This window comes from Synechococcus sp. N5, assembly GCF_900473925.1.
GTDB lineage: Bacteria > Cyanobacteriota > Cyanobacteriia > PCC-6307 > Cyanobiaceae > Parasynechococcus.
The window spans coordinates 107,336-125,925 of sequence record NZ_UCNI01000014.1; the positions used below are offsets into that span (position 1 = coordinate 107,336).

The 18,590-nt window shown below is 59.5% G+C and carries 25 protein-coding genes; 7 read left to right on the plus strand and 18 right to left on the minus strand.

What is annotated here, in order from left to right; genetic code table 11:
• Positions 1-97: 97 nt before the first annotated feature.
• Positions 98-715 carry a HEAT repeat domain-containing protein gene (locus DXY03_RS11460; RefSeq protein ID WP_115010508.1) on the plus strand — a complete coding sequence of 206 codons (618 nt, stop codon included), beginning with the start codon at positions 98-100 and terminating at the stop codon, positions 713-715.
• Positions 716-826: 111 nt separating this feature from the next.
• On the opposite strand, the gene DXY03_RS11465 is transcribed toward DXY03_RS11460, so the two are convergent.
• On the minus strand, positions 827-1,711 hold the full coding sequence (locus DXY03_RS11465) for a HEAT repeat domain-containing protein (RefSeq protein ID WP_244272450.1): 885 nt from the start codon (positions 1,709-1,711) through the stop codon (positions 827-829).
• Between the two features lie 82 nt (positions 1,712-1,793).
• On the opposite strand from DXY03_RS11465, the gene DXY03_RS11470 reads away from it, so the two are divergent.
• On the plus strand, positions 1,794-2,228 hold the full coding sequence (locus tag DXY03_RS11470) for a DUF2656 family protein (protein ID WP_115010510.1): 435 nt from the start codon (positions 1,794-1,796) through the stop codon (positions 2,226-2,228).
• Positions 2,229-2,230: 2 nt separating this feature from the next.
• Here DXY03_RS11470 and DXY03_RS11475 read toward each other — a convergent pair whose 3' ends face one another.
• Positions 2,231-2,518, minus strand: a complete 288-nt coding sequence (locus DXY03_RS11475; protein ID WP_136987683.1) for a M15 family metallopeptidase — start codon at positions 2,516-2,518, stop codon at positions 2,231-2,233.
• A 137-nt stretch (positions 2,519-2,655) separates the two neighbouring features.
• On the opposite strand from DXY03_RS11475, the gene DXY03_RS11480 reads away from it, so the two are divergent.
• Entirely contained in the window at positions 2,656-3,954 is a 1,299-nt protein-coding gene (locus DXY03_RS11480) for a HEAT repeat domain-containing protein (RefSeq protein ID WP_115010512.1), read from the plus strand.
• Between the two features lie 68 nt (positions 3,955-4,022).
• Here DXY03_RS11480 and mpeA read toward each other — a convergent pair whose 3' ends face one another.
• The 3 genes from mpeA to DXY03_RS11495 form a co-directional block, all read right to left on the minus strand.
• On the minus strand, positions 4,023-4,520 hold the full coding sequence (mpeA, locus tag DXY03_RS11485; RefSeq protein WP_043695066.1) for a class 2 C-phycoerythrin subunit alpha: 498 nt from the start codon (positions 4,518-4,520) through the stop codon (positions 4,023-4,025).
• Between the two features lie 39 nt (positions 4,521-4,559).
• Complete coding sequence (locus DXY03_RS11490) at positions 4,560-5,105, minus strand: bleomycin hydrolase (protein ID WP_114987359.1); 546 nt, start codon at positions 5,103-5,105, stop codon at positions 4,560-4,562.
• Between the two features lie 151 nt (positions 5,106-5,256).
• Entirely contained in the window at positions 5,257-6,450 is a 1,194-nt protein-coding gene (locus DXY03_RS11495; RefSeq protein WP_115010513.1) for a HEAT repeat domain-containing protein, read from the minus strand.
• 75 nt (positions 6,451-6,525) lie between these two features.
• Here DXY03_RS11495 and DXY03_RS11500 point away from each other — a divergent pair, with 75 nt between their 5' ends.
• Both DXY03_RS11500 and DXY03_RS11505 read left to right on the plus strand, forming a co-directional pair.
• Positions 6,526-6,831, plus strand: coding sequence for a hypothetical protein (locus DXY03_RS11500; protein ID WP_115010514.1), 306 nt, complete (start codon positions 6,526-6,528; stop codon positions 6,829-6,831).
• A 2-nt stretch (positions 6,832-6,833) separates the two neighbouring features.
• Positions 6,834-7,421 carry a Nif11-like leader peptide family natural product precursor gene (locus DXY03_RS11505; protein ID WP_115010555.1) on the plus strand — a complete coding sequence of 196 codons (588 nt, stop codon included), beginning with the start codon at positions 6,834-6,836 and terminating at the stop codon, positions 7,419-7,421.
• Positions 7,422-7,426: 5 nt separating this feature from the next.
• Here DXY03_RS11505 and DXY03_RS11510 read toward each other — a convergent pair whose 3' ends face one another.
• From DXY03_RS11510 to DXY03_RS11560, 12 genes are all read right to left on the minus strand, one after another.
• Positions 7,427-7,735: a CpeR family transcriptional regulator gene (locus DXY03_RS11510; protein ID WP_114987367.1), complete on the minus strand. Its 309-nt coding sequence runs from the start codon at positions 7,733-7,735 to the stop codon at positions 7,427-7,429.
• A 28-nt stretch (positions 7,736-7,763) separates the two neighbouring features.
• Positions 7,764-8,378: a chromophore lyase CpcT/CpeT gene (locus DXY03_RS11515; protein ID WP_115010515.1), complete on the minus strand. Its 615-nt coding sequence runs from the start codon at positions 8,376-8,378 to the stop codon at positions 7,764-7,766.
• 10 nt (positions 8,379-8,388) lie between these two features.
• The gene (locus tag DXY03_RS11520; protein ID WP_115010516.1) at positions 8,389-8,925 is read right to left on the minus strand and encodes a phycobiliprotein lyase; all 537 of its coding nucleotides are present in this window, start codon (positions 8,923-8,925) and stop codon (positions 8,389-8,391) included.
• Positions 8,922-9,092, minus strand: a complete 171-nt coding sequence (locus DXY03_RS12400) for a hypothetical protein (RefSeq protein WP_170950981.1) — start codon at positions 9,090-9,092, stop codon at positions 8,922-8,924. The genes DXY03_RS11520 and DXY03_RS12400 overlap by 4 nt, the downstream gene beginning before the upstream one ends.
• Before the next feature lie 121 nt (positions 9,093-9,213).
• Positions 9,214-9,945: a phycobilisome rod-core linker polypeptide gene (locus DXY03_RS11525; RefSeq protein WP_115010517.1), complete on the minus strand. Its 732-nt coding sequence runs from the start codon at positions 9,943-9,945 to the stop codon at positions 9,214-9,216.
• Between the two features lie 102 nt (positions 9,946-10,047).
• Entirely contained in the window at positions 10,048-11,694 is a 1,647-nt protein-coding gene (locus tag DXY03_RS11530; RefSeq protein ID WP_115010518.1) for a phycobilisome rod-core linker polypeptide, read from the minus strand.
• 116 nt (positions 11,695-11,810) lie between these two features.
• Positions 11,811-12,695: a phycobilisome linker polypeptide gene (locus DXY03_RS11535; protein ID WP_115010519.1), complete on the minus strand. Its 885-nt coding sequence runs from the start codon at positions 12,693-12,695 to the stop codon at positions 11,811-11,813.
• A gap of 149 nt (positions 12,696-12,844) precedes the next feature.
• Positions 12,845-13,540 (minus strand): pentapeptide repeat-containing protein, encoded by a 696-nt coding sequence (locus DXY03_RS11540; protein WP_244272452.1) that lies wholly within the window; start codon positions 13,538-13,540, stop codon positions 12,845-12,847.
• 5 nt (positions 13,541-13,545) lie between these two features.
• On the minus strand, positions 13,546-14,304 hold the full coding sequence (locus DXY03_RS11545) for a phycobilisome rod-core linker polypeptide (RefSeq protein ID WP_115010521.1): 759 nt from the start codon (positions 14,302-14,304) through the stop codon (positions 13,546-13,548).
• Positions 14,305-14,376: 72 nt separating this feature from the next.
• Positions 14,377-14,952 (minus strand): phycobilisome polypeptide, encoded by a 576-nt coding sequence (locus DXY03_RS11550; RefSeq protein WP_115010522.1) that lies wholly within the window; start codon positions 14,950-14,952, stop codon positions 14,377-14,379.
• Positions 14,949-15,374: a hypothetical protein gene (locus tag DXY03_RS11555; RefSeq protein WP_115010523.1), complete on the minus strand. Its 426-nt coding sequence runs from the start codon at positions 15,372-15,374 to the stop codon at positions 14,949-14,951. Before DXY03_RS11555 ends, DXY03_RS11550 begins: the two co-directional genes overlap by 4 nt.
• Positions 15,375-15,483: 109 nt before the next feature.
• A complete protein-coding gene (locus tag DXY03_RS11560) occupies positions 15,484-16,140 on the minus strand; it encodes a TVP38/TMEM64 family protein (RefSeq protein ID WP_115010524.1) in 657 nt (218 codons plus the stop codon).
• A 119-nt stretch (positions 16,141-16,259) separates the two neighbouring features.
• Between DXY03_RS11560 and DXY03_RS11565 the strand changes: the two genes are divergently transcribed.
• A complete protein-coding gene (locus DXY03_RS11565) occupies positions 16,260-16,697 on the plus strand; it encodes a hypothetical protein (RefSeq protein ID WP_244272454.1) in 438 nt (145 codons plus the stop codon).
• On the opposite strand, the gene DXY03_RS11570 is transcribed toward DXY03_RS11565, so the two are convergent.
• A complete protein-coding gene (locus tag DXY03_RS11570; RefSeq protein WP_115010556.1) occupies positions 16,698-16,937 on the minus strand; it encodes a hypothetical protein in 240 nt (79 codons plus the stop codon).
• Between the two features lie 269 nt (positions 16,938-17,206).
• Here DXY03_RS11570 and DXY03_RS11575 point away from each other — a divergent pair, with 269 nt between their 5' ends.
• A complete protein-coding gene (locus tag DXY03_RS11575) occupies positions 17,207-18,589 on the plus strand; it encodes a hypothetical protein (RefSeq protein WP_136987684.1) in 1,383 nt (460 codons plus the stop codon).
• Position 18,590: the final 1 nt, after the last annotated feature.

The following is an 18,590-nucleotide window of genomic DNA, read 5'->3' on the forward strand; positions in this document are numbered from 1 at the left end:
TGTCGTTCAACTTGAATGATGTTCATTGGCAGCAGTGCTCCACTTAGGCTGCAAAGAACCCTGCTGTTCAGGGGGGCTTTGCAGTTTTTAAGTTCTGATGACTTCGCAGTCGCAGGTTGAACGTCCGGATCTGGATGCGTTGTTCGCGGATCTGGCCCATCCCAATCCCCATCTGCAGACCCAGGCCTATTTGGCGATGGTTGACCATTGGCCAAACGAGTCGATGCCACGCCTGATCTCGCTGTTGGATCAACCCGATGTGTCCTTGCGTCGCGCTGCTGTGCGCGGGCTTGGAGCTTTTGGTGCGACAGCACTGCAACCCCTGGCGGAGCTGTTTGAAGCCAGCACGGATGGCACGGTGCGCGCCAGCTGCGTGAAGGCCTACGCCCAGATTGCATCCAATTACCCGAATCAGACCTTCTCTCCTGCCGCGATGGCTGTGCTGGAGAAGGCACTGTCGGACGACTCCCCCGTGGTGTCGCAGTCGGCGGTGATGGCCCTTGGCCAGGTGGGTGTTCAAGCGCTTCCGTTGCTGATTCAGATCTGCAAGGGAGACAACATCGCCCATGTGCAGTCAGCTGCCATGGCGTTGGCTGAGATTCCTGATCCCAGTGCAGAAGCCTGTCTCAGAGAGGTGCTGGCTGATCCCTCCACCGATCCGCTGTGCCGGCAGATGGTGGAAGCTTCCCTCGGCCGGTTGGAGAGCAGCCGCTAGGCAAAAAATACGGGACGAAGGCCCCTCAGCCTTCGTCCCGTAGTTGCGCATGCAGTGCTCGACGCGAACACCACGGATGTGACATTACGTGAACGACGCACGTGTCTGGGTTCAATCGTCGCGGCTGAGCTGATTTACAGCGAGCTTGAGCACCACAGCGACGGATGGGTCGCTTTCCGTCTCCATGCACTGCTGGAGTTGGCTGATCACGGAAGGGTCTTCCAGTTTCATCAGCGACAACGCGGCATTTTTGCGAACCAGTGCCGCTTCGTCCTGCAGGTTCGGAAGCAGCAGTGGGATGGCCCATTCGCTTTCGTTGAGCTTGCCCATCAGGGTTGTCGCTTCAGCGCGCACGTCTTCATCGGCATCCCTCAGGGCATTGGTGAGCAGTTGACGCGCATCCTCATCACCAAGGTTCTGGATTTGATCCCCGAGGGCGGCGATGGCTGCCGTGCGGATCTGGGCATGGGGTGATTGGGCAGCCTTGCGCAAGGCCTCCGGTGCCCGTGCGCCCACGAAAGCCAGGCCCCAGCTGGCCAGGCCCGTCTGCATCGGGGTGCTGCCGGTGTCCACCAGGATGTCGAGCAATCCGTCCACGGCAGCGGGGCCAATGGCGGCCATGGCGCCAACGGCCGATCCCTGGACGACCGGATCGGCATCGTTGAGCAGAGCCTTCAGCAGGAATGGAAGGGCGCGTTGATCGGAAATCAACGTCAGCGTTTTGGCGGCCGCGCGGCGCACCGTCACGTTCTCGTGGTCGCACATCGCGGTGCATAGGGCTGGAACGGCAGCACCACCAACGGTGCCGAGGCTTTCGGCAAAGGTGAGGCGCAGCAGTCCACGCCGGTCTCCCAGGCCGGCCACCATGCGCTCGATGGCCTGGGTGTCACCAGCGAGACGCTCTCCCTGCCGCAGTTGTTGCTTCAGCTCCTCAGCCAGTTGCTCGGCTTCCTCTTCGCTCAGCTGAATCGTTTCAGGGCTGCTTACGGGAGACATCGATTCGGTCACGGCAAGGCTGAAGCAGCCATTCATTATCCGTTTCTCCCATCGCTAAGGTCACCGGACTGCACTGTTTGTTGTGACCCGATTCGTCCTTTCCCACAACCTGCAGATCCAGGATTCCGCCGTGCCTCCTCTCGCCTTTGATGCCCTGGCCAAGGCGTTGGCGGAGCAGTGCAATTCTGTGACAGCGTCGGAAGCGCTCAGCCACCCGCATTGGAAGATCAGCCTCGAGTCCACGGCGACTCCAGGACAGTTGGCTCAAGAGATCAGTCAGGCCTGGCGAAAGATCCGCGCTGATCAGGGACATTCCACCGACCATGCCGTTATGGCGCTTGGCGGTCGTAAGGATTCCGAGGGAACGCCCGGCGCCCCGCTCCAGCAGGGCGGCTGGGGTGTGGATGTGGTGGAAACCCGTGATCCAGACGGGTTTCTGCAGGCGATCAATTGGATTGGACTCACGGCCGGCCGGCCGGCCGATGGCATCTTCCAGTTGATTGATCGCCCGGGCTGACTTCAGCCGCGCTTACGACGTCCGGCGCGTCTGGCTGGCTTCTTGGCCGCAGCTTTGGGAGCCTCTTCTGTAACGGCGGCCACGGGTGCGGCTGCTGGGGCCGGTGCGCTGGCTTCACCGGAGCCGTAGGAGAACGCCACCGAATCAATCGCAAGGCCACGGTTGTGCATCGACTGCATGCTGCGGCAGAGCTGTGCAAACGGCACCCGCACCGAGCGTGCCGTCCAAGGGCGAGAACCGGGCTCAATCCCTGTTCGTACAGCAATTGATGTGGCGAGGGTGGGTCCCATGGCAGGCGATGTGACTGCGTTGAAGATGCCGCAGCTGCCGGAATTTTCGAGCCTTTCGCAATCTTCCTTACGAGAGCAGATCCACGCTTTCCGGCCTGTGGAGTCCTGCAGAATTAACCCCCCAAGAGCGTGCTGCCTTGACCGGAGCTTTTGACAACATCCATCCGGGGCTGTCCCAAGGCGATGCGATCCGCCTGCTGAGCACTCCGCTGGAGGAGCTGGAGTCACAGAGTGATCCCTACATGGCGGCGGCCCATCTGATCAACTTTCCCGGCCGCGAAACGGAATCGGCGTTGATCGCCTTGGTGATGGATCCGGAGCAAGCACAACCACGCAAATTGGCGCGGCGGAAGGCTGTGGAAGTGCTGGGACGGCTGGGCTGTCAGGAGGCCATGGCTGCCATCGCCAACTGTCTCAACAGCGACGACCCCTATCTGGTTGAGAACTCTGCTTTTGCGCTTCAACAGCTGAACTGCCAAGACGTCACCGTTCATGAGGCGTTGCAGCAGCTGTTGTCAGACCCAGCCCAGAACCGACGGGTGTTGATTCAGAGCCTTGCCGCGTTGAACGTCTCCGAAGCGGAGCCGTTGATTGCGAGCTTCCAAACGTCTGATCAGCCGGGGGTTCGCGGTGCGGCCATCAGTGCCAGCATCCGTCTGGGTGGCAGCCGAGACCACGTCTCTGTTCTTGGTGAGCAGACGTTGTTGCCCAATCAGATGGATCGCCAGTCGGCGATTCAGGATGCGATCAATGCCGGAGCAACGGAGCTTCTGCCTCAGATCCTGCGCGCACCTGTTTCGCCTGTGTTTCGGATGCGGGCGTTGCGTGCGCTCTGGCCTGAGGGCCGGCTGCAGAACGATGGTCTTGATCTGATCGAGCTGCTTGATGGCTTGATCGTCGATCGCCCGGAAGCCTTGGAACTGGTGCACGCCTACGACCAGCCGCCCTCAGCCGATTTCCTGATTCAGGAATTCTTCGGCACGGATTTCAGTCGCAGTTACCTCGCACTCCAGACCCTGCAGGACCATTCAGCGGAGCAGCTCTGGCCAGCTCTGGAGCAGCGATGGCATGCCGAGGCCCACAACGACTATGGGGCGCATTACTTTTTCATCCGCCTGTTTTCAAGGATCGGGCCCTGGCCTGATGAGGCTCTCGGCCTGATCGAATCCATCCTTGCGGAGGCCATCACCACGCGCCGGCCGCAATTCATGAAATCCAAGCCGGCTGCTGTGTTGGCCATGGCTGGTTTGAAGCTCGTGAAGGATCCAGACACAACGGTGGCGTCATGGCTTGATCCACAAGCGACGCCCTTCTGGGAAGCCCGTTATGCCGCTGCGATGGTGGCGTCTCCCGCGCAGTTGGCGTCGGCCCTGAGTGACCCTGAGCCCTTCGTGGCGATGCGTGCCCGAGCCGCCTGCAAGGCCACCGCTGGTTGAGCATGAAAAAAGGGGGCGGATGAACCGCCCCCTGCAATGGAGTTCGAATCGAAACTCTCGGCTGAGAATCAGGCGAGGGAGTTGATCACGTAGTCCAGAGCAGCGTTGTACTCGGTCAGAGCCTGGGGGCTCAGGTCGCGAGGAGCGCAGCCGTCGTTACGCATTTGGGTGAAACCAGCAACGTAGGTGCCGGGGTCGATGCTGAGGGCCTTGTAGACCTCACGCTGACCGTTGATGGCCAGTTCGTCCAGAGGGCCGGTGCCGCCAACAACCAGGGAGTAGTTGATCAGACGCAGGTAGTGGACGAAGTCGCGCTTGCACTTCTCCTTGCCTTCGGTGGCGCACTGGCGGGGCTGACGGCCGGTGGCACCGTTGGGGTACTGGGTGTAGACGGCGTCGACAGCGCGCTGAGCGATGGCGTCGTAGTTCTGAGCGATTTTCTCAGCAGCCTCGAGACGGGCGGCTGCACGCTGCAGGGAACCCTGCACAGACTCCAGGTCGGAGCTGGTGGGGAAACGGGAGCCGCTGTCTGCGGCGCCGATGACGGTGGTGAGAACGGACTTCATTGATTTAAAAGAAGGTTGTGCTTGAAAATCTCAGGCGGTTCAGCTGATGGCGCTGATCACCATGTCGAAGTAGGAAGCAGCCTCAGCGGAGAGTGCGTTGCAATCGCCTTCGGTCACAGGCATCTTGCGCTTCTCACCAGTGGTGTTGTTGGTGTTGGTGATGTGCGCACAGGCGGAGGCCTTCATGATGGCCACAGCGCGGGAAGCGGAGCCGGAAGGAACGCCCAGAGCGGCATAGGTCTCGCGCAGACCGTTCAGGCAGCGGTCCTGCAGCACGGAAGCGTCACCAGCCAGCAGGGCGTAGGAGACGTAGCGCATGATGATCTCAGCATCACGCAGGCAAGCAGCCATTTTGCGGTTGGTGTACACACCACCGTTGGGGGCGGTCAGGCCGGTGTTCTCGCAGCAGATGCCTGCAACGGAGTCGGACACCACGCAGGAAGCGTTAGCGGTGATGGCGTTCACGGCGTCCAGACGCTTGTTGCCCTCGGCGATGAATGCCTTGAGGTCGTTCAGCTGAGCGCCACCGATGAAGCTGCCGCTGGAATCAGCGGAAACAGCCTGCCTAGAGAATGCGTCGAGCATAATCAAATGCTTAGGAGAGGGGGGTAGATGCGATGCATCACCCCGGGACCGTACGCCGCCCGCCAAGTCATGGGGGCAATTGCTTCAGGCTTCTCAATACAAATTTGCACTGCAAAAAGAAAGAAAAACGAAAGTGCGAAGTGGCTTCGATTTAAGAGAGAAGAAGTGCCACTTCGCGGCAGCTCCACTGCAGCGGCTGCCAGGGATGGCTGCGGCCAACCTCTTCCAGCAGTGATGTTTGATCCCGCAGCTGTAGTCGCAGGCAGCTCCAGGCGCCCGCGATTCGGGACTTCGCATATTGCGGTGCTGTTTCCGCCAGTGCATCACGCACCAGGTCGCTGCGTTCATGCAGCTCCAGCAGTCCGGTGCAGCTCGCCAGCAGGTAGTGAACGCCGTAGTCGCTGCCGAGGCTGGAGCGCAACGCATCGATCTGATCCAGTTGCGCGGCTCTGGGCATCGCCATCAGAGCTTTAGCGGCGGCGTACTGGCGGGCTTCGTCCCGATGCTGCAGTCCCTCTTTGATCGCTTCGGGTTCGGCAGCGGTTTCGGGGATGCCATCCAGGTTCAACTGCCTTGGATCGTCCTGAAGCAGCTCCTTCAACAGATCTGTCGCATCAGGATCAACGGCGCCCGCTTGGCTGGTGGCCATCTGAAACGCACTCTTGGCGCGCAGGGGCATCGAGACCGGGCAACGGATCAACGCCGCCAGGGCTTCGATCCGGCCCGCATCTCCCAGATCGATCACGGCGGCCCGTCGTCGCCCGGGGTTGTCATCCCGGAGCTGCTCTACAAGCGGATGAAGACCTTGCTGGTCGCCCAGCACCCGAACGGCATAGGCATGGGCCGCTCCCGCCACCAGGGGATTGCTGTCGTTGCGGCAACGATCAATCTGGCCGCTGGCATCGTTCATGCCCAGGCGGCAGAAGGCCTGAAGCACCGCGCGGCGTTGGTTGTCGGGGCCCTGAAGCGCTTGCAGAAGTGCCGTTTGCTCCTCCTTATTTAGAGGTGTACCCAGCCGGGCGATGGCATCAGCCGCATTGACGACCGTGGGTTCGTCATCGGCCTGTAGGGCAGCAAGAAGAACGGGAAGTGCTGAGCCGTCTTTGCGTCGGCCCAGGGCTTCGAGGGCCTTGCGCCGGGTGATGCGTTCGTAGAGGTCGTCGGAGTCGTTGGCTCCGGCTGCCAGGAGTCTCTGAAGGGACTCGGGGGATTGGCAGGCGCCAAGACGAGTTGCGGCGAGATATTTAAGGCCGGGATTCTTGAGCTCGGCGGGCGGCTTGAGCAACGTTTCAATCGCCGTCTCTTCACTCATTCCAGCGAAAAGAGTGTCGAAGCGTTCGCTCATTGCCGATCAAGAATTTGAAAAACCTGAGGATGGTTCATTTGGCTTATGATCCCGTCCAGCCAAAGCTTAAGCCGAATGGCCGTTGCCGAAAGCGCAGCTCAAGAAATCCGTCGATTTGTTGAATTGCATCAATCCGGATCGGCGTTGAATCAAATTGCTTCGCTTGATGATCTCAATGGATTGTTGAAGCAGGCCGAAAGCCCTTTGTCTGCCTCACTTATCCCGCTTGAGCAGGCAACGCGTCCCCCCAAGATTCTGGTGGATTCGGGGGTAACAGAATCAAAGGTGCCGTGGCGAATTCTTCAGTGCCCTGGTGGTCCTTTGGTGCTGCAGATGATCTGTGAAAAGGTTAATTTTGCCCTCTGGATTCAGGAGTGTTGATGATGGCCAACTCTGAACTTGAGCGTTTCGTCCAGGCAATTGCTGATGATCACGGTCTAGCCACGGGGATCAAGACGCTTGGCTCCCACTACGACATCGTTGCCTACGCCAACATCCGTGGCTACGCGATCACCTTGGCGGAATGGGGGAGATATCTGGCCATGGATTGGTTGCAGACCTCCGATGCCGATCTGGCCTCTGTTCACCGGGCCGATCAAGCCCATTGGAGCTGGGCGTTTCGTCAATTGTCCCGCTGGCGTGCGCTGTTGATGGATGGTGCTGAATCCGAGGGCATGCTTGGCCCTGCAGATTTTGCAGTAACCCCGGATCAGTCCGTTGCCCAGCCGGCCAGTATCCCGGCATCCAGCCTGACGGATGCAGAGAAAGATGCGGCTTTGGCGTCGTTCATCCAGCTGGTGAAAACACGGCCTGATCTCAAGGACCAGGTGAAATCAGCACGGAACCAAGATGAAGTGATTGGCTTGGCTCAAGCCCAGGGTTTTGCGATTGATTCACTCACGCTGTTGCGGAGTTGGAGTCAGGTGTCTGACTTCAGCAAACCCACCTGGTTTGGTTGGTTTGATGATTGATCGCTTCAGCTGATCTCCGCATAGCGGGTGCGTGTGGTGCCGCGTTTGGCCCAATACGTCACCAGTGACTCACCACCGGGCCTGGGAACTGCTGCTGTGGCGCGAAGGATCTTGAAGGTGCGCCTTGGCCCCATCGGCCAGTTGCCCGCAGCTGCAATTTTTCGTACGCGTCCACCAATGGCTTCAATGCAACGCTCGAATTTTTCGAGGTGGGTTTGATCCACCGTTTCAAAGATGAAATCGGTTCCTTCGCAAATCAGATGCTGCGATCGGATCCAGGTTTTCAGTTGTTTCTCGGCCTCAATTGCAGACATCGTCTAGCTGCTCAGACGAGGAGGTTGCTCACCATTTGAGCCAGTTCTGGTCCAGCTCGTTCCCGAGGTGAGCCACACGTTTGAATCGCAGCGGCCCGTGTTCGGAGCCCCAGCGCTGCTCATCCGTGTCGGGGTCAAAGCCTCGATCGCGACTGATCCAGTCTGTGGCGTTCACATCCACTTCGCTGACCAAATACGTGAGCCGGCCATCCCGGGGAACCATGCAGTTCTTGCCAGGTTCCACTTCACCCAGGTATCGACCGGCTTCAACCTCGCGAAAGTGCATCCCACAGCCACAACGTGGCTTCAGAGACTCAGGCTTGAGGCTGTTGAGGAGTTCAGGGCGTTGGCCTGCACCAGCCAACCGGATGGGATCAGCGAATCCGTAGTTTTCAACGATGAACGTCTCAGCCTCGGCCGGGAGCAATCGATGAATGCCTTGGCGATAGGGCCGCCAGGGATCATGGTCATAACTTTGCTCCGAATAAAACCCAGGTGCTTTCAGAACATCCCAGGGAAGCGGGCGAAAAAAGATATTGATGTGAGCGTAATCCTTGGGATTCTCCTGAGATTGTTGGAGATTGCTGTAGTGCCCTGAAAGCGTTTTGGCGAAGAGGAGCAGAGCCTCGTTGTTGTCTGACATTGGCGTGGGATCAGCTGCTCAGGCGCCGCACTTCTGAAGCAAAGGACGTTTGCAATACACCTGATCCAGCCGATGTGCGGAGCACAGAAGAGCGGCAGCGAACATTCTCCGAGACAAACCAGATGCGTTCTTCGGCGATGGATTGCTCGTATTGCGTGGTGAGCAGAAATGTTCCGTCGCTGAGAAAGCTGTAGCTGGATTGCGCTGGCGCTGCTTCTGCATAGCCAACACTCCGAAGCAGAACGCCTTTGCGGTCATCGCTTGGAATGGGCACAATCAGGCATGAACCGGATGACACCTCATTGGGATCATCTGGTTCCCAGTCGCTTTCGGCAGCCCAAGTCATTCGAAACGGTGCCGAGACCTCTGATTCTTCACTCAGGCTCGACGATTGAATCAAGTCGTTGATCTCGTTATCGGAAGCTTCAATCCGTGATATTTGAACTTCACTGAGGACTTCTTCAAATTGCTGAAAAGCGAGGGAGTGGCCGGATCGCATTGATCGCCACGTTCCCTCGCTTTGAGCAACAAATTGCTCGATGTTCATTTGGTGCTGGAGTCGGTCTCAGCCTTCAGATCAGGACGGCTGTTCTGCACCATGTTCACCATGGAGTCGATCATCATCGACATGGCAACAGGAACGGAGGACACAGAAGACTGAAAGCCCTGATTCGATCCCGGCTGGCTGTTGGTGGGTTGACGAAGGATGGGCATGATTCAAAAGCTGGCGGTTTCAGGAGATGAGATCTCCCTGGATTCACCGATTGGGTCCAGACGTTTCAGGCACCAATCATGACGGACTGATCCGGCCGCAAGGGCCGGATCAGCACAAGGATTAAGCGTTCGCAATAGAAAGAATGTTTCCACCCTGAGCCTGGATGCTCTGAATGGTGCGGGACAGGGAGGCATAGCTCACGACCGAGCGCTGGGCAGAGCGACGGACGGCACCCAGTTGAACGCGGGAGGTCCAGAGGATGGTGAAGCGGTTGCCGCCGCCCACCACTTTTCTGGTGCCCGCTGCCGTGGGATTCGAGTTGGAGGCCAGGCTCACCTGCAGCACAGAGCCTTGATCGGCATCGAAGCCTGCGAAGCCAGGATCCATGGCCTGGTTGCGCTGGTAGGCCACGGTGCTTTCGCCGGAGACGCTCGTCTGCGTACGGGCGTAGGGAACTGAGTCGATCCCGAAGTTGTTCAGATACTCGTCGCTGTAGGTGTAGCTAGCGATTTCGGCTTCGAAACCTTCGTCGGCCAGGCGACGCACGTGCTCACTGATTTCAGCCTGATCCCGGGGAGGACGACCGAGCAGGTGCTTGAAGTTCAGTTCAACGAAGCGATAGGGGTTGTTCGTCTCAAGGAACAGCCGCCGGTAGCTCTCCGACTGAGCCAGTGCTGTGACCAGACCCTGAACAGTGAGGTCGCCATTGATGAAGAGAGCTTCGATGGAGGGCTGAACGTCCAGCTCCATCAGGTGGCGGTTCCCGAAGACCTGCCGGTACACGGCACGAATGATGTCTTCAGCGTGGCTGCGATCTTGGTTGGCGGGTGAGGCCAGGGTGGCAGTGGTCATGGGTTGAGGGGAGGTGCGTCGAAAGGGGCCGGCATCGGAGTGAGGGTGATGGGCCCCTTGAGGGAAGGGGTGGTGTGAAGCGGGTCGTGATGACCTGCGCGATCACATCACTTCGGTGATGGAGACGATCCGGCCGCCGCGGGCGTGGATGTACTTCATCTGGCTGCTCATGTCCTTACCGGAGACGAGGTAACTCGCATTCGGGGTCCGCTGGCGTCCGCCGCGCGGCTGAGCTTGAACCACGATGCGGAAGCGCTTCGTGGTTGCAGCAGGAGACCCGGCCACAGCACCGTTCCGGTTGGTACGGCTCGTGGTGGTTCTCCAGCCACTGGGGACAGAGTTGGTGGCCATTGAGGTCACCAGGGATGCGCTGTTGAGCACGGCATCGCTGGCTGCAAAACCTTCAGCCAGCGAGAGGTGGCGGTTGAAGGCCACCTGAGCTCGGCCTTCTTCGGTGAGGATGCGCATGTAAGGCACCGTGTCTTCACCGAAGGTGTTCTGGTACTCAGCGCTGTCGAGGTAGCTGTTGATTTCAGCTTCGTAGCCGTCGTTGGCCAGAATCTGGATGTGCTCACTCAGCTCGGCCTGAGACTTTGGTGCCCGGCCCAGGAAGTGCTTGAAGTTGAGCTCAACGAAGCGGTAGGGAGCGTTGCTTTCGAAGAAACGGCGGCTGTACTCAGGGGACAGTGCGATGGCCCGCACCAGTTCTCTGGTGCTCAGATAACCTTCGGCGAAACGGCTTTCAGCCGACATCGCGCGCTCCGACTCCATCAGGTGGGGGTTGCCCATCACCTGGCGGTAGGTGGCACGAATCAGACCATTGATCTGATCAGCGGAGTCACCCGGGCAGCGTTGGAACACTTCCTGCTCTCGCTGTCCCAGGCCGAAACCGACGTAGGCGTCATTGCGGATCGGAGTGGAATCTCCGCCATCGCTGCTGGCGCGCTTCTTGGCCGCGAATTGAGCTGTGGTGCCTAGGCCGCTGGACTGAGCACCGCCGGTGAAGCTGGCTCCGGAGGGCAGCTGGATGTAGGCCGTGGTGTTGCGTGCCAAGCCATTGGCAAGCTGACTGCGGCTGCCGATGGCACTGTCGCTGATGGCGAAGCCGCGTTCGAGCGTCGCCATGCGGGCGAAGCTGTTGTTGGGGATGCCAGCAGCGGACGTGAAGGAGCGGGTGTAAGGCACCACGTCGTCACCAAACACCTCGGCGTATTCAGCGCCATCGACGATGAAATCGATGACGGCCTCGTGGCCACCGCTCGCCAGCAGTGAGATGTGCGCCGACATTTCGGCCTGATCCACGGGCGGACGACCCAGCAGGTGCTTCAGGTTCAGTTCGATGCCGCGCTGAGGGGCAACACCCTCGAAAAAGCGGGCTTTGTAAAAGGAGGTTTTGGCCAGGCCGCGAACGAAATCGCGGGTGGTGAGCTCGCCATTGCCGTAACGGGCTTCCAACTCAGCAGAACGCTCGTTGTCCATCACGTGGGCGTTGCCGTACACCTGGCGGTACGCAGCACTGATGGCTGTGGCCAGGGCGGCGGAGTCGTCTGGTGCGTAGCGCTGAGCGGTGACGCCATGGGGGCAATCCTCATGATTGCGGGGCCCGATGGCGATCTTCATCGAAGCGCAGGATTGGCGCAGGAATTCGCCGTTGCTCAGGGCTGCTTTTGCGGATGCGTTGCGGGTCCGGCTGAAGGAGACGGGAGCATCGTTGAGGGAGGCGGCGCCGAAGCCTTGTGAGGCAGACATGGTGGGAGGCGGATGAGGGGAGGAAAGGTGTTGTGGAGTGAGTTCGGATCAGAGGCGGCGATGCGGGGTCATGCGCGAACGCCCGGGCTGCCGCCTTTCTGATCGATCTAGGGAACTCAATTCACAGGTGTGATGCTGGCGATCTTGCCGCCTTCGGCATGGATGCGCTTGAACTGCTCGGAGAGCTTGTCGAAGGGCACGAAGTACACCCGGTTGGAGCGGGTGTAGCGGGAGATCCGGCGCACGTTGTTGGCGCTGTAGCCGGTGACTTCCACCCGGTAGGTCTTGCCCTGTTCGCCGGCACCAACGCCATGGCGGGTGGGGGCGTCCTGCAGGTTCTTGGAGGGACGAAAGCTCCAGCCCGTGGCTTCGGTGGAAGAGGGGGGCACCACCGCCATGGGGCGGTTCTGGTAGGCGTTGCCGCCGAGCTTGCTGCTGATCCCGGACAGATCGCCTTTCAAGCTGCTGCTGCTGTTGCCCCGCAGCAGCTGGAAGCTCCAGGTGAACTCCTGCAGGGTGGTGCAGGATTCGGTCTTCCAGCCCCGCTGGAAGGGAACGGTCCACTCGCCGTAGGTGTCTTGGTAGTCGGGGCTGTCGATGAAGCTGTCGATATCGGCTTCGTAGCCGTGGCTGTCGAGTCGCTCGGCGTGAGCACGCATCTCATCGAAGTCCACGGGGGCGCGTCCCAGCAGGTGACGGAAGGCCAGCTCGATGTAGCGGTAGCGGGAGCAGGCGTCGAAGAAGCGATCGCGGTACAGCTCGCTCTTGGCGATGCGGCGCACCAGCTCTCTCACGCTGATCTCGCCCAGCTTGAACTGGGATTCGGCAACGATCTGGCGCTCGCTTTCCATTACATAGGCATTGCCCAGCACCTGCTTGTAAACGGCGCGGATGATTTGTTCCTTCTTGGCGTCGTCATCACCAGGGATGAGTTCAAGAGGAGCTTCGCTCTCTTGCGAGAAACGCTCGACCCCGAGAAGAGAGGCAGGACCGAAGGGCATGGACAACCTGACGTGTGCGTCACGCCATGGTCATTCAGAAGTGGTGGCCTGGAGCGGGTTCTTTATAAAGCTCAATCAAATGTGTCCGAATGTTGCGTGACATGACGATTCGGCCCCGGTATTCGGGTGGTGGATCGGGGTAATCCTTCTCACGACAAGGATTCGAGGCTGTCGCGTGTGGTGCTCCGCGTCAGGGGGTTCCAGCAGTCGAGTTCCTCGAAGGGGCGGGCCAAGAGCGCATCACGCTGCCCACTGAGCCCTGTGGTGAGGGAGAAATCGGCTCCTTTGATCGATTCCGCGCTCTCCAGACCAGCTTCGGAGAGGTCGGCGCCGCGAAAATCGGCGAAGTCCAGCTGGCACGTGCCAAAGCGGGTTCCCCTGCACATGGCACTCCGCAGGATTGCGTGGCGAAGATCCGAACCCACCAGTCGAACGTTGTCGAGCAGGGCACCACTCAGATCAGCTCCGCTGAGATAGGCCCCCATCAGCACGGCGCCGCGCAGATCCATGCCCCGCAGGTCGGTGCTGTTCAAGAACACACCACTCAGCCGTGCTTTGGGGCCTACGGCCCCGCTGCTGAGCAGATCAAAGCCCTCCGGCACGCGGGTGCTGGCGTCGTAGCGCGCCAGGCGCAGGTCGGCTCCCTCCAGCTGGCAGCTGGAAAGGTCGGCTCCCCTGAGATCAGCGCGACAGAGGTTGGCGCCCCGCAGGTCACCCTTTTCAACAGTCACTCCTCTCCAATCGGCGCCCCGGGCATCAACCGGGCCATCCAGTGACCCTGAGGCCAGGGTCTGTTCCGGCGGCTGCCAGGTGTCCAGATTCAAAGGGTTGGAAAGCGCCGTCAAGGAAGTCAGCTGCGAAGCATCGAGAATGCGATGGTAAGGACCACACGGCCCAGCTCGAATCCGCCGACAACCGCCAGGCCCAGCCAGAGCTTGAGGGCGAAGGCAGGAGGTTGGCCATTGACCCAGGCCGACGACATCTCCAGCTGCTGCATCTGAGCGGCCTGGTCGCTGGGAGCTCGATCCTGCAAGGCATCGCGCCAGTCGGCCCCGTAGCGCGGGAATTGCTGGTAAATCGGGGTCTCGCCCAGGGATCGACCCGGCAACACGCGCGAGCGTTGCTGAGGCACCAGGTCGTAGCCGAAGCTCTCCATGTATTCAGGGCTGTCGAGCACCGCGTCGACAAAGGCTGTGAAGCCCTTTTCGCCGATCACGATCGACCAGGCCCGGCGTTCGGCGTCGCCATGGGTCGGGCGGCCGAGCACTCGTCCCACCACCTGATCCACCATCCGGTAGTTGGAGCTGCACTGGTAGTAGCCCTGCTGGAAGCGTTCCGAGAGCAGCAGGCCTCGGATGAAATCCCGCACCGTGATGTTTCCGCTGCGGAGTTGTGATTCCAGGAATGGTTCGCGATCACTGCGCATCGCATGGAAGAAGACCTGGCGGTAGGCCTGTTCGATCACGGCATCCATGTCGCTGCGGTTGGTGTCGTCACCTGCAGCAGAGGAGGGATAGAGCTGGCTCTGAACGGTGCTGTTGTCTCCGGCGAGATTGCTCACCCGACCGTTCTGCGTGCTGAGCGGGTACCCAAGGAGCGGGATGGCCATGGCGTGCGCCGTGAGTAGAAATACTTGTCGGAAATCTTCCCTTGAACAATCCGTTTTCTGGGCGGCGGCTTATCAGCTCTTAACTGCAGTTTTGTTGAGCTGATCTCTCAGGTGTTGGAAGCAGTCGCTGATCAGCTGTCGGTCGTTCGATCGCGAGACCCCTTCCAGTGCGTGATTTTTGAGCTGAACGAGGGCGATGTTCATCCCCTCGATGGGCACGTTCATTCGTCTGTACAGCTCTCTCAGGGCGGCCATGCCGCTCGGGTTTGTAAAGCAGCTCTGGTTGCAGGCCACCGCGTAGATGACCACGCGTAGAAAGTTCCAGCAGTCCCGCCAGCAGGCCTCTGCCCTGTCCTGCGGGTGAAGAGCTCCGCCCGGTTGCACCAGATGTGGTTGGGTTGCAAGCAGCTGTGCCCGGGCCTGGTTCACCAGGTGATCGGATCGTTGGATCAGGCTGCTGGGGAGCGACTGATCAATGCCGGAGGCCTGGCAGATCGTGGCGAGCTCCTCACTCGTGAGCTGGCGTTGGGCTTGATCGGCACGCTCAAGAATGCTGCGTGTGGCCTGCGGAAAATCTTGGTTGAGGCTCAGCCCTTGAACCTGGGCGGTCTGCACCAGCGTTTTGAAGTCGGTGTTTTGAAGGTTCAAGGGTTAACGCTGGCTACCGGTGTGGCGATCAGCCAGCCGTGGCGTTCCAGGTAAAAAGCCCACACCAGGTCGTCCCCCAGGCCAGGACAACGGCTGATGGCTGCTTCCGTGAGTTCAGTTGGTACCCCCAACTGCGTTAACAGCCAGCCAACTGCGTCTGGGCTTGATGCCGTCGCTGTACGGATGGCAGATCCCACCACCCAGGTCAGGCGGGTGTCCCTGAGGTCTCCATTGCTTTCTTCGCAAGCCAGCAGAAGGTTGGCCGCCGTGGTGTGTTGATCAAATGTCTCCTGCCAGAGCGCGATGTTTTCATCGCGGAGGTTGATCCGAAAACAACCGTCCCCCACCGGTAGATCCAGCTCACCGCTGCTGCCGGCCTGGTTCTGCAGGGTGGCAATTCTCGGATCTGCCAGTGCGCTCATCGAGAAACGCCGATCAACTCGAATGTAACCAGTGTCCAGGAATTTCCTCGACCCAGTCAGCGGTTCGTGGGAATCGACATGGATCGTCTGTCATCCCCCAGGGCTCCTGTCAGGAGTGGGTGTTGGAGGGCGCCTCTGAGGATTTCTTTTTCAGCACACCGGTGATGGTGGCCAGAGCAAACATGGCCAGCAGAGCCAAGCCCAGGGTGAGGCTGGCGCCCTGAGCGGCACCAGCTCCAACAGCCACGAGGATCGAATCGCTGATCAGCACGCTGATCAGCAGTGCCGGAGCGAATAGACGCCAGTGGGTGCGGCTGATCCCGATGGCATAGCTGAGGAAATCAAACAGCCCGGTCATCAGCAGGCCTGTCATCAAGAAGAAGTTGCCCTCAAGCTGGTTCTTGCTGAAACCATCGATGCGTTTCATCGCGCTGGCCCCCACCAGACGGCTCACCGGTCCGCGGCCCCAGCGGCGGGCAATGAAGAAGGCCGCGCTGCAGAACACCAGGTCCGAGAGGATGATTGTGAGGTAGCCCGCTTTGAAGCCAAGCAGCGAGCCGGCCAGAAGGGAATACACCGAACTGGGCAGCGCCGGCAGGATGATGCTCACCCCCCGCAGCAGGAACAGGCCGAGTGGGGCCCAGATGCCCATGTCATTCACGGCGCTTTGCAGCGGTGCGATGCCGTATCGCTGCAGATAAACGACGGCAACAATGAAGATGGCGATCCAGGCGCTGACCTTCAGCCCCGTCTTCAGCCTGGACATCTCTTCAACCGCTCAAAAGCCCTGGGGAATGTAGGCCAGTCGTGGCTTTTCCCAGGGCCGTGGACACGAAGCTCAGCATCGATACCATCAGCGAAATTTCTCAACACGAGGCCAGCCCGGTGACCACCACCTCCCCGCGCACCGCGTTCGAGCAACAGCTGTGCACCCATCTGCTCAGTCTCAGTGAGGTGGTGGAAACGCTGGCGGATCGGTTGATGGAGCTGGAGACGCGGTTGGTCGCCGTTGAGGGCCAGCAGCTGGAAGATGCGGAGATCGCCGCGGTCAGTGATGACGCCGGTGAACTGCTCCTGGCCAGCGAAGAAAAGGTGCGAATGCTTTGGGATCGTCTGAGCCCAGGCGAGGTGGTGGAGCTTCACGCTGATTCCCACGCCGAGGAGGCCTCAGCAGAGCACAATCACGACACTCCAGAAGCTCCTGAAATGGAGATGGGGGGGATGGATGACGACCGAGTCGAGGATGAGGCCTTCAGTGATGAGCCCCTCAGCGATGACACGGAATATGTGGATGATCCCCAGATCGATCTGCTCTCCGCCTGATCAGGCCAGTTCCAGCAACCTGATCCGGAAGGCAGCCACCTGGCGTGCCATGTCTGGGGAACTGATCAGGAAGGGGTGATCAGCCATCGCCTCGAGCACGGCTTCGAGATGCTCTTCCTGGCTGAGTTCAGCCTTGTTGCGGCTTCGCAGTTGCTTCCAGGTGCGGTCAAACACCATGGCAAAACTGTCGGCGTTGTCGAAAACGCGATCTGTGCCTGCATCCGGAGAGATGAATGACACGGCAGTTTTGGCACTAATGTGATGCCAGGACCCAGATTTGAACTGGGGGCGTTGCGACAATTCGCCCCTTTAAACGCTCAATCTGTATAGAAGCGATACCAAAAATGCCGTTTTTAGGCGCTTTTGCTTGCTGCTCCCATACCGCTCCCATACCATTGGGGTGATTTGCGGTAGGTCCGAACCACTCCTGGAAGGTGTTTCGGTAAGGGAACTCTATGGGACGGTCGCTGCCACAGGAATGGATAGATGGCACCCTTCACACCCTCAACGTGGTGCGCGACCTAGATGGCAAAGGGAACATCCCACATACCTCTCTATCGGTCGTCCGTCAGAAACCCAGCGCGAACAGCAGAAAGACCAAGAACCTCCAGTGGCGCTTCCTGCCTGAAAAAGCAGATGACCCTCGTCCGTTTGCTGGCAAAACCAATCGGGGGCAGGGCAAACGCATCTATATAGAAGGGACTTGCGGGACCACTGACCCCTGGGAAGCAGCCAAGGTCGCGGTCATCGCCTCTCAAAAGAAGTGGCAGGACCTCCTCTCACAGTCCCAAGTGCAGGAAGTGGAGAAGCAACACGCTCTGTCGGTCTATTGGGAGCGTTGGTATGCCGAGGCGGAACTGGAACCACGGAATAACCGAAACCGCTGGTTGAGCGACAAGCGGAACCTTTGGAACGGAACTACAGGCGTGGGAGTTCAACCTTGGGCAACGGTCAAAAGCATTGAAGCGATTACAAGCAACGACTTTCTGGAGTTTTTCCGTCTCGTTAGGGAGAACTGTGAAGCGAAGGGCAACTCAGGAGAAGAGACCAGAAGGCAGTACAAGACTCTCATCCGCAACCTCTTCAAAGAGGCGAAGGCAGATTTCCCCACTCTGTCCTGCCCTGAGTTTCCTGCGATTAAGAAGAGCGTGCGTCAGAAGAAGCACTTCACCCATCAGGAGTGGGAGCAACTTGTTCGCGTTGCCGCCGAACTGTCTGGTGGTGCTGCTCGTCGGTCTCTGACGCCAGCGGAATATCTGGAGTTGCCCTGGACGCCGACGAATAGGCAGAACCCACGCAACTGGGTGGATTTGTATGACGCTCTTCATCTCCAGTGGTTCTATTACCTCCGAAGTGAGGACGCTCCTCGGTTGAGAAGTGAGTGGTTCAGCGAGCAACTGACCGAACAGGGGGAACCTCAGGTCATCTGCTTCCTTGAGAAGACGAAGGGCGACAGGGACAAGCACGACACCTATGCATACCGACCAGATGCGTTGGAGAACGTCCGCCGCATTCTCAAGAGGAAACCAAAGGGGTGGTTGAACTTCCCCTACATCAAGAGAGACGAAGGCAGCGAGAACGAGAGCAACGTTGGAGAGACCATCAACTTCCTGCTCAAGAAGGCGTGTGAGAAGGCAGGTATCTCAATCAGAGGAATTGATTGGACCACCTGCCGGCACACCGCGTTCCGCTTGACCCTTGAGGACTACCCAGAACTTGGGACCACCCAATACATCAGGGATTTCGCGGACAATGGACACACCTCTCCAAAGATGCTGGAAGAGCGTTATTTACGCTTTATCCAGCGTCAGAAGACAGCAGCAAGGGCGCGATCAAAGATCAAACCAGGCACTTGGTCGATGGTTCGAGGACGCATAGGAGACCTCAACTGAC

What these genes read in the sequence shown, in the direction of transcription:
- DXY03_RS11460 (WP_115010508.1), top strand. Translation starts at nt 98, where the DNA reads ATGACTTCGCAGTCGCAGGTTGAACGTCCGGATCTGGATGCGTTGTTC.
- DXY03_RS11465 (WP_244272450.1), bottom strand. Translation starts at nt 1,711, where the DNA reads ATGTCTCCCGTAAGCAGCCCTGAAACGATTCAGCTGAGCGAAGAGGAA.
- DXY03_RS11510 (WP_114987367.1), bottom strand. Translation starts at nt 7,735, where the DNA reads ATGTCTGCAATTGAGGCCGAGAAACAACTGAAAACCTGGATCCGATCG.
- DXY03_RS11475 (WP_136987683.1), bottom strand. Translation starts at nt 2,518, where the DNA reads ATGGGACCCACCCTCGCCACATCAATTGCTGTACGAACAGGGATTGAG.
- DXY03_RS11495 (WP_115010513.1), bottom strand. Translation starts at nt 6,450, where the DNA reads ATGAGCGAACGCTTCGACACTCTTTTCGCTGGAATGAGTGAAGAGACG.
- DXY03_RS11535 (WP_115010519.1), bottom strand. Translation starts at nt 12,695, where the DNA reads ATGCCCTTCGGTCCTGCCTCTCTTCTCGGGGTCGAGCGTTTCTCGCAA.
- DXY03_RS12400 (WP_170950981.1), bottom strand. Translation starts at nt 9,092, where the DNA reads ATGCCCATCCTTCGTCAACCCACCAACAGCCAGCCGGGATCGAATCAG.
- mpeA (WP_043695066.1), bottom strand. Translation starts at nt 4,520, where the DNA reads ATGAAGTCCGTTCTCACCACCGTCATCGGCGCCGCAGACAGCGGCTCC.
- DXY03_RS11505 (WP_115010555.1), top strand. Translation starts at nt 6,834, where the DNA reads ATGGCCAACTCTGAACTTGAGCGTTTCGTCCAGGCAATTGCTGATGAT.
- DXY03_RS11490 (WP_114987359.1), bottom strand. Translation starts at nt 5,105, where the DNA reads ATGCTCGACGCATTCTCTAGGCAGGCTGTTTCCGCTGATTCCAGCGGC.
- DXY03_RS11560 (WP_115010524.1), bottom strand. Translation starts at nt 16,140, where the DNA reads ATGTCCAGGCTGAAGACGGGGCTGAAGGTCAGCGCCTGGATCGCCATC.
- DXY03_RS11555 (WP_115010523.1), bottom strand. Translation starts at nt 15,374, where the DNA reads ATGAGCGCACTGGCAGATCCGAGAATTGCCACCCTGCAGAACCAGGCC.
- DXY03_RS11525 (WP_115010517.1), bottom strand. Translation starts at nt 9,945, where the DNA reads ATGACCACTGCCACCCTGGCCTCACCCGCCAACCAAGATCGCAGCCAC.
- DXY03_RS11515 (WP_115010515.1), bottom strand. Translation starts at nt 8,378, where the DNA reads ATGTCAGACAACAACGAGGCTCTGCTCCTCTTCGCCAAAACGCTTTCA.
- DXY03_RS11530 (WP_115010518.1), bottom strand. Translation starts at nt 11,694, where the DNA reads ATGTCTGCCTCACAAGGCTTCGGCGCCGCCTCCCTCAACGATGCTCCC.
- DXY03_RS11520 (WP_115010516.1), bottom strand. Translation starts at nt 8,925, where the DNA reads ATGAACATCGAGCAATTTGTTGCTCAAAGCGAGGGAACGTGGCGATCA.
- DXY03_RS11500 (WP_115010514.1), top strand. Translation starts at nt 6,526, where the DNA reads ATGGCCGTTGCCGAAAGCGCAGCTCAAGAAATCCGTCGATTTGTTGAA.
- DXY03_RS11545 (WP_115010521.1), bottom strand. Translation starts at nt 14,304, where the DNA reads ATGGCCATCCCGCTCCTTGGGTACCCGCTCAGCACGCAGAACGGTCGG.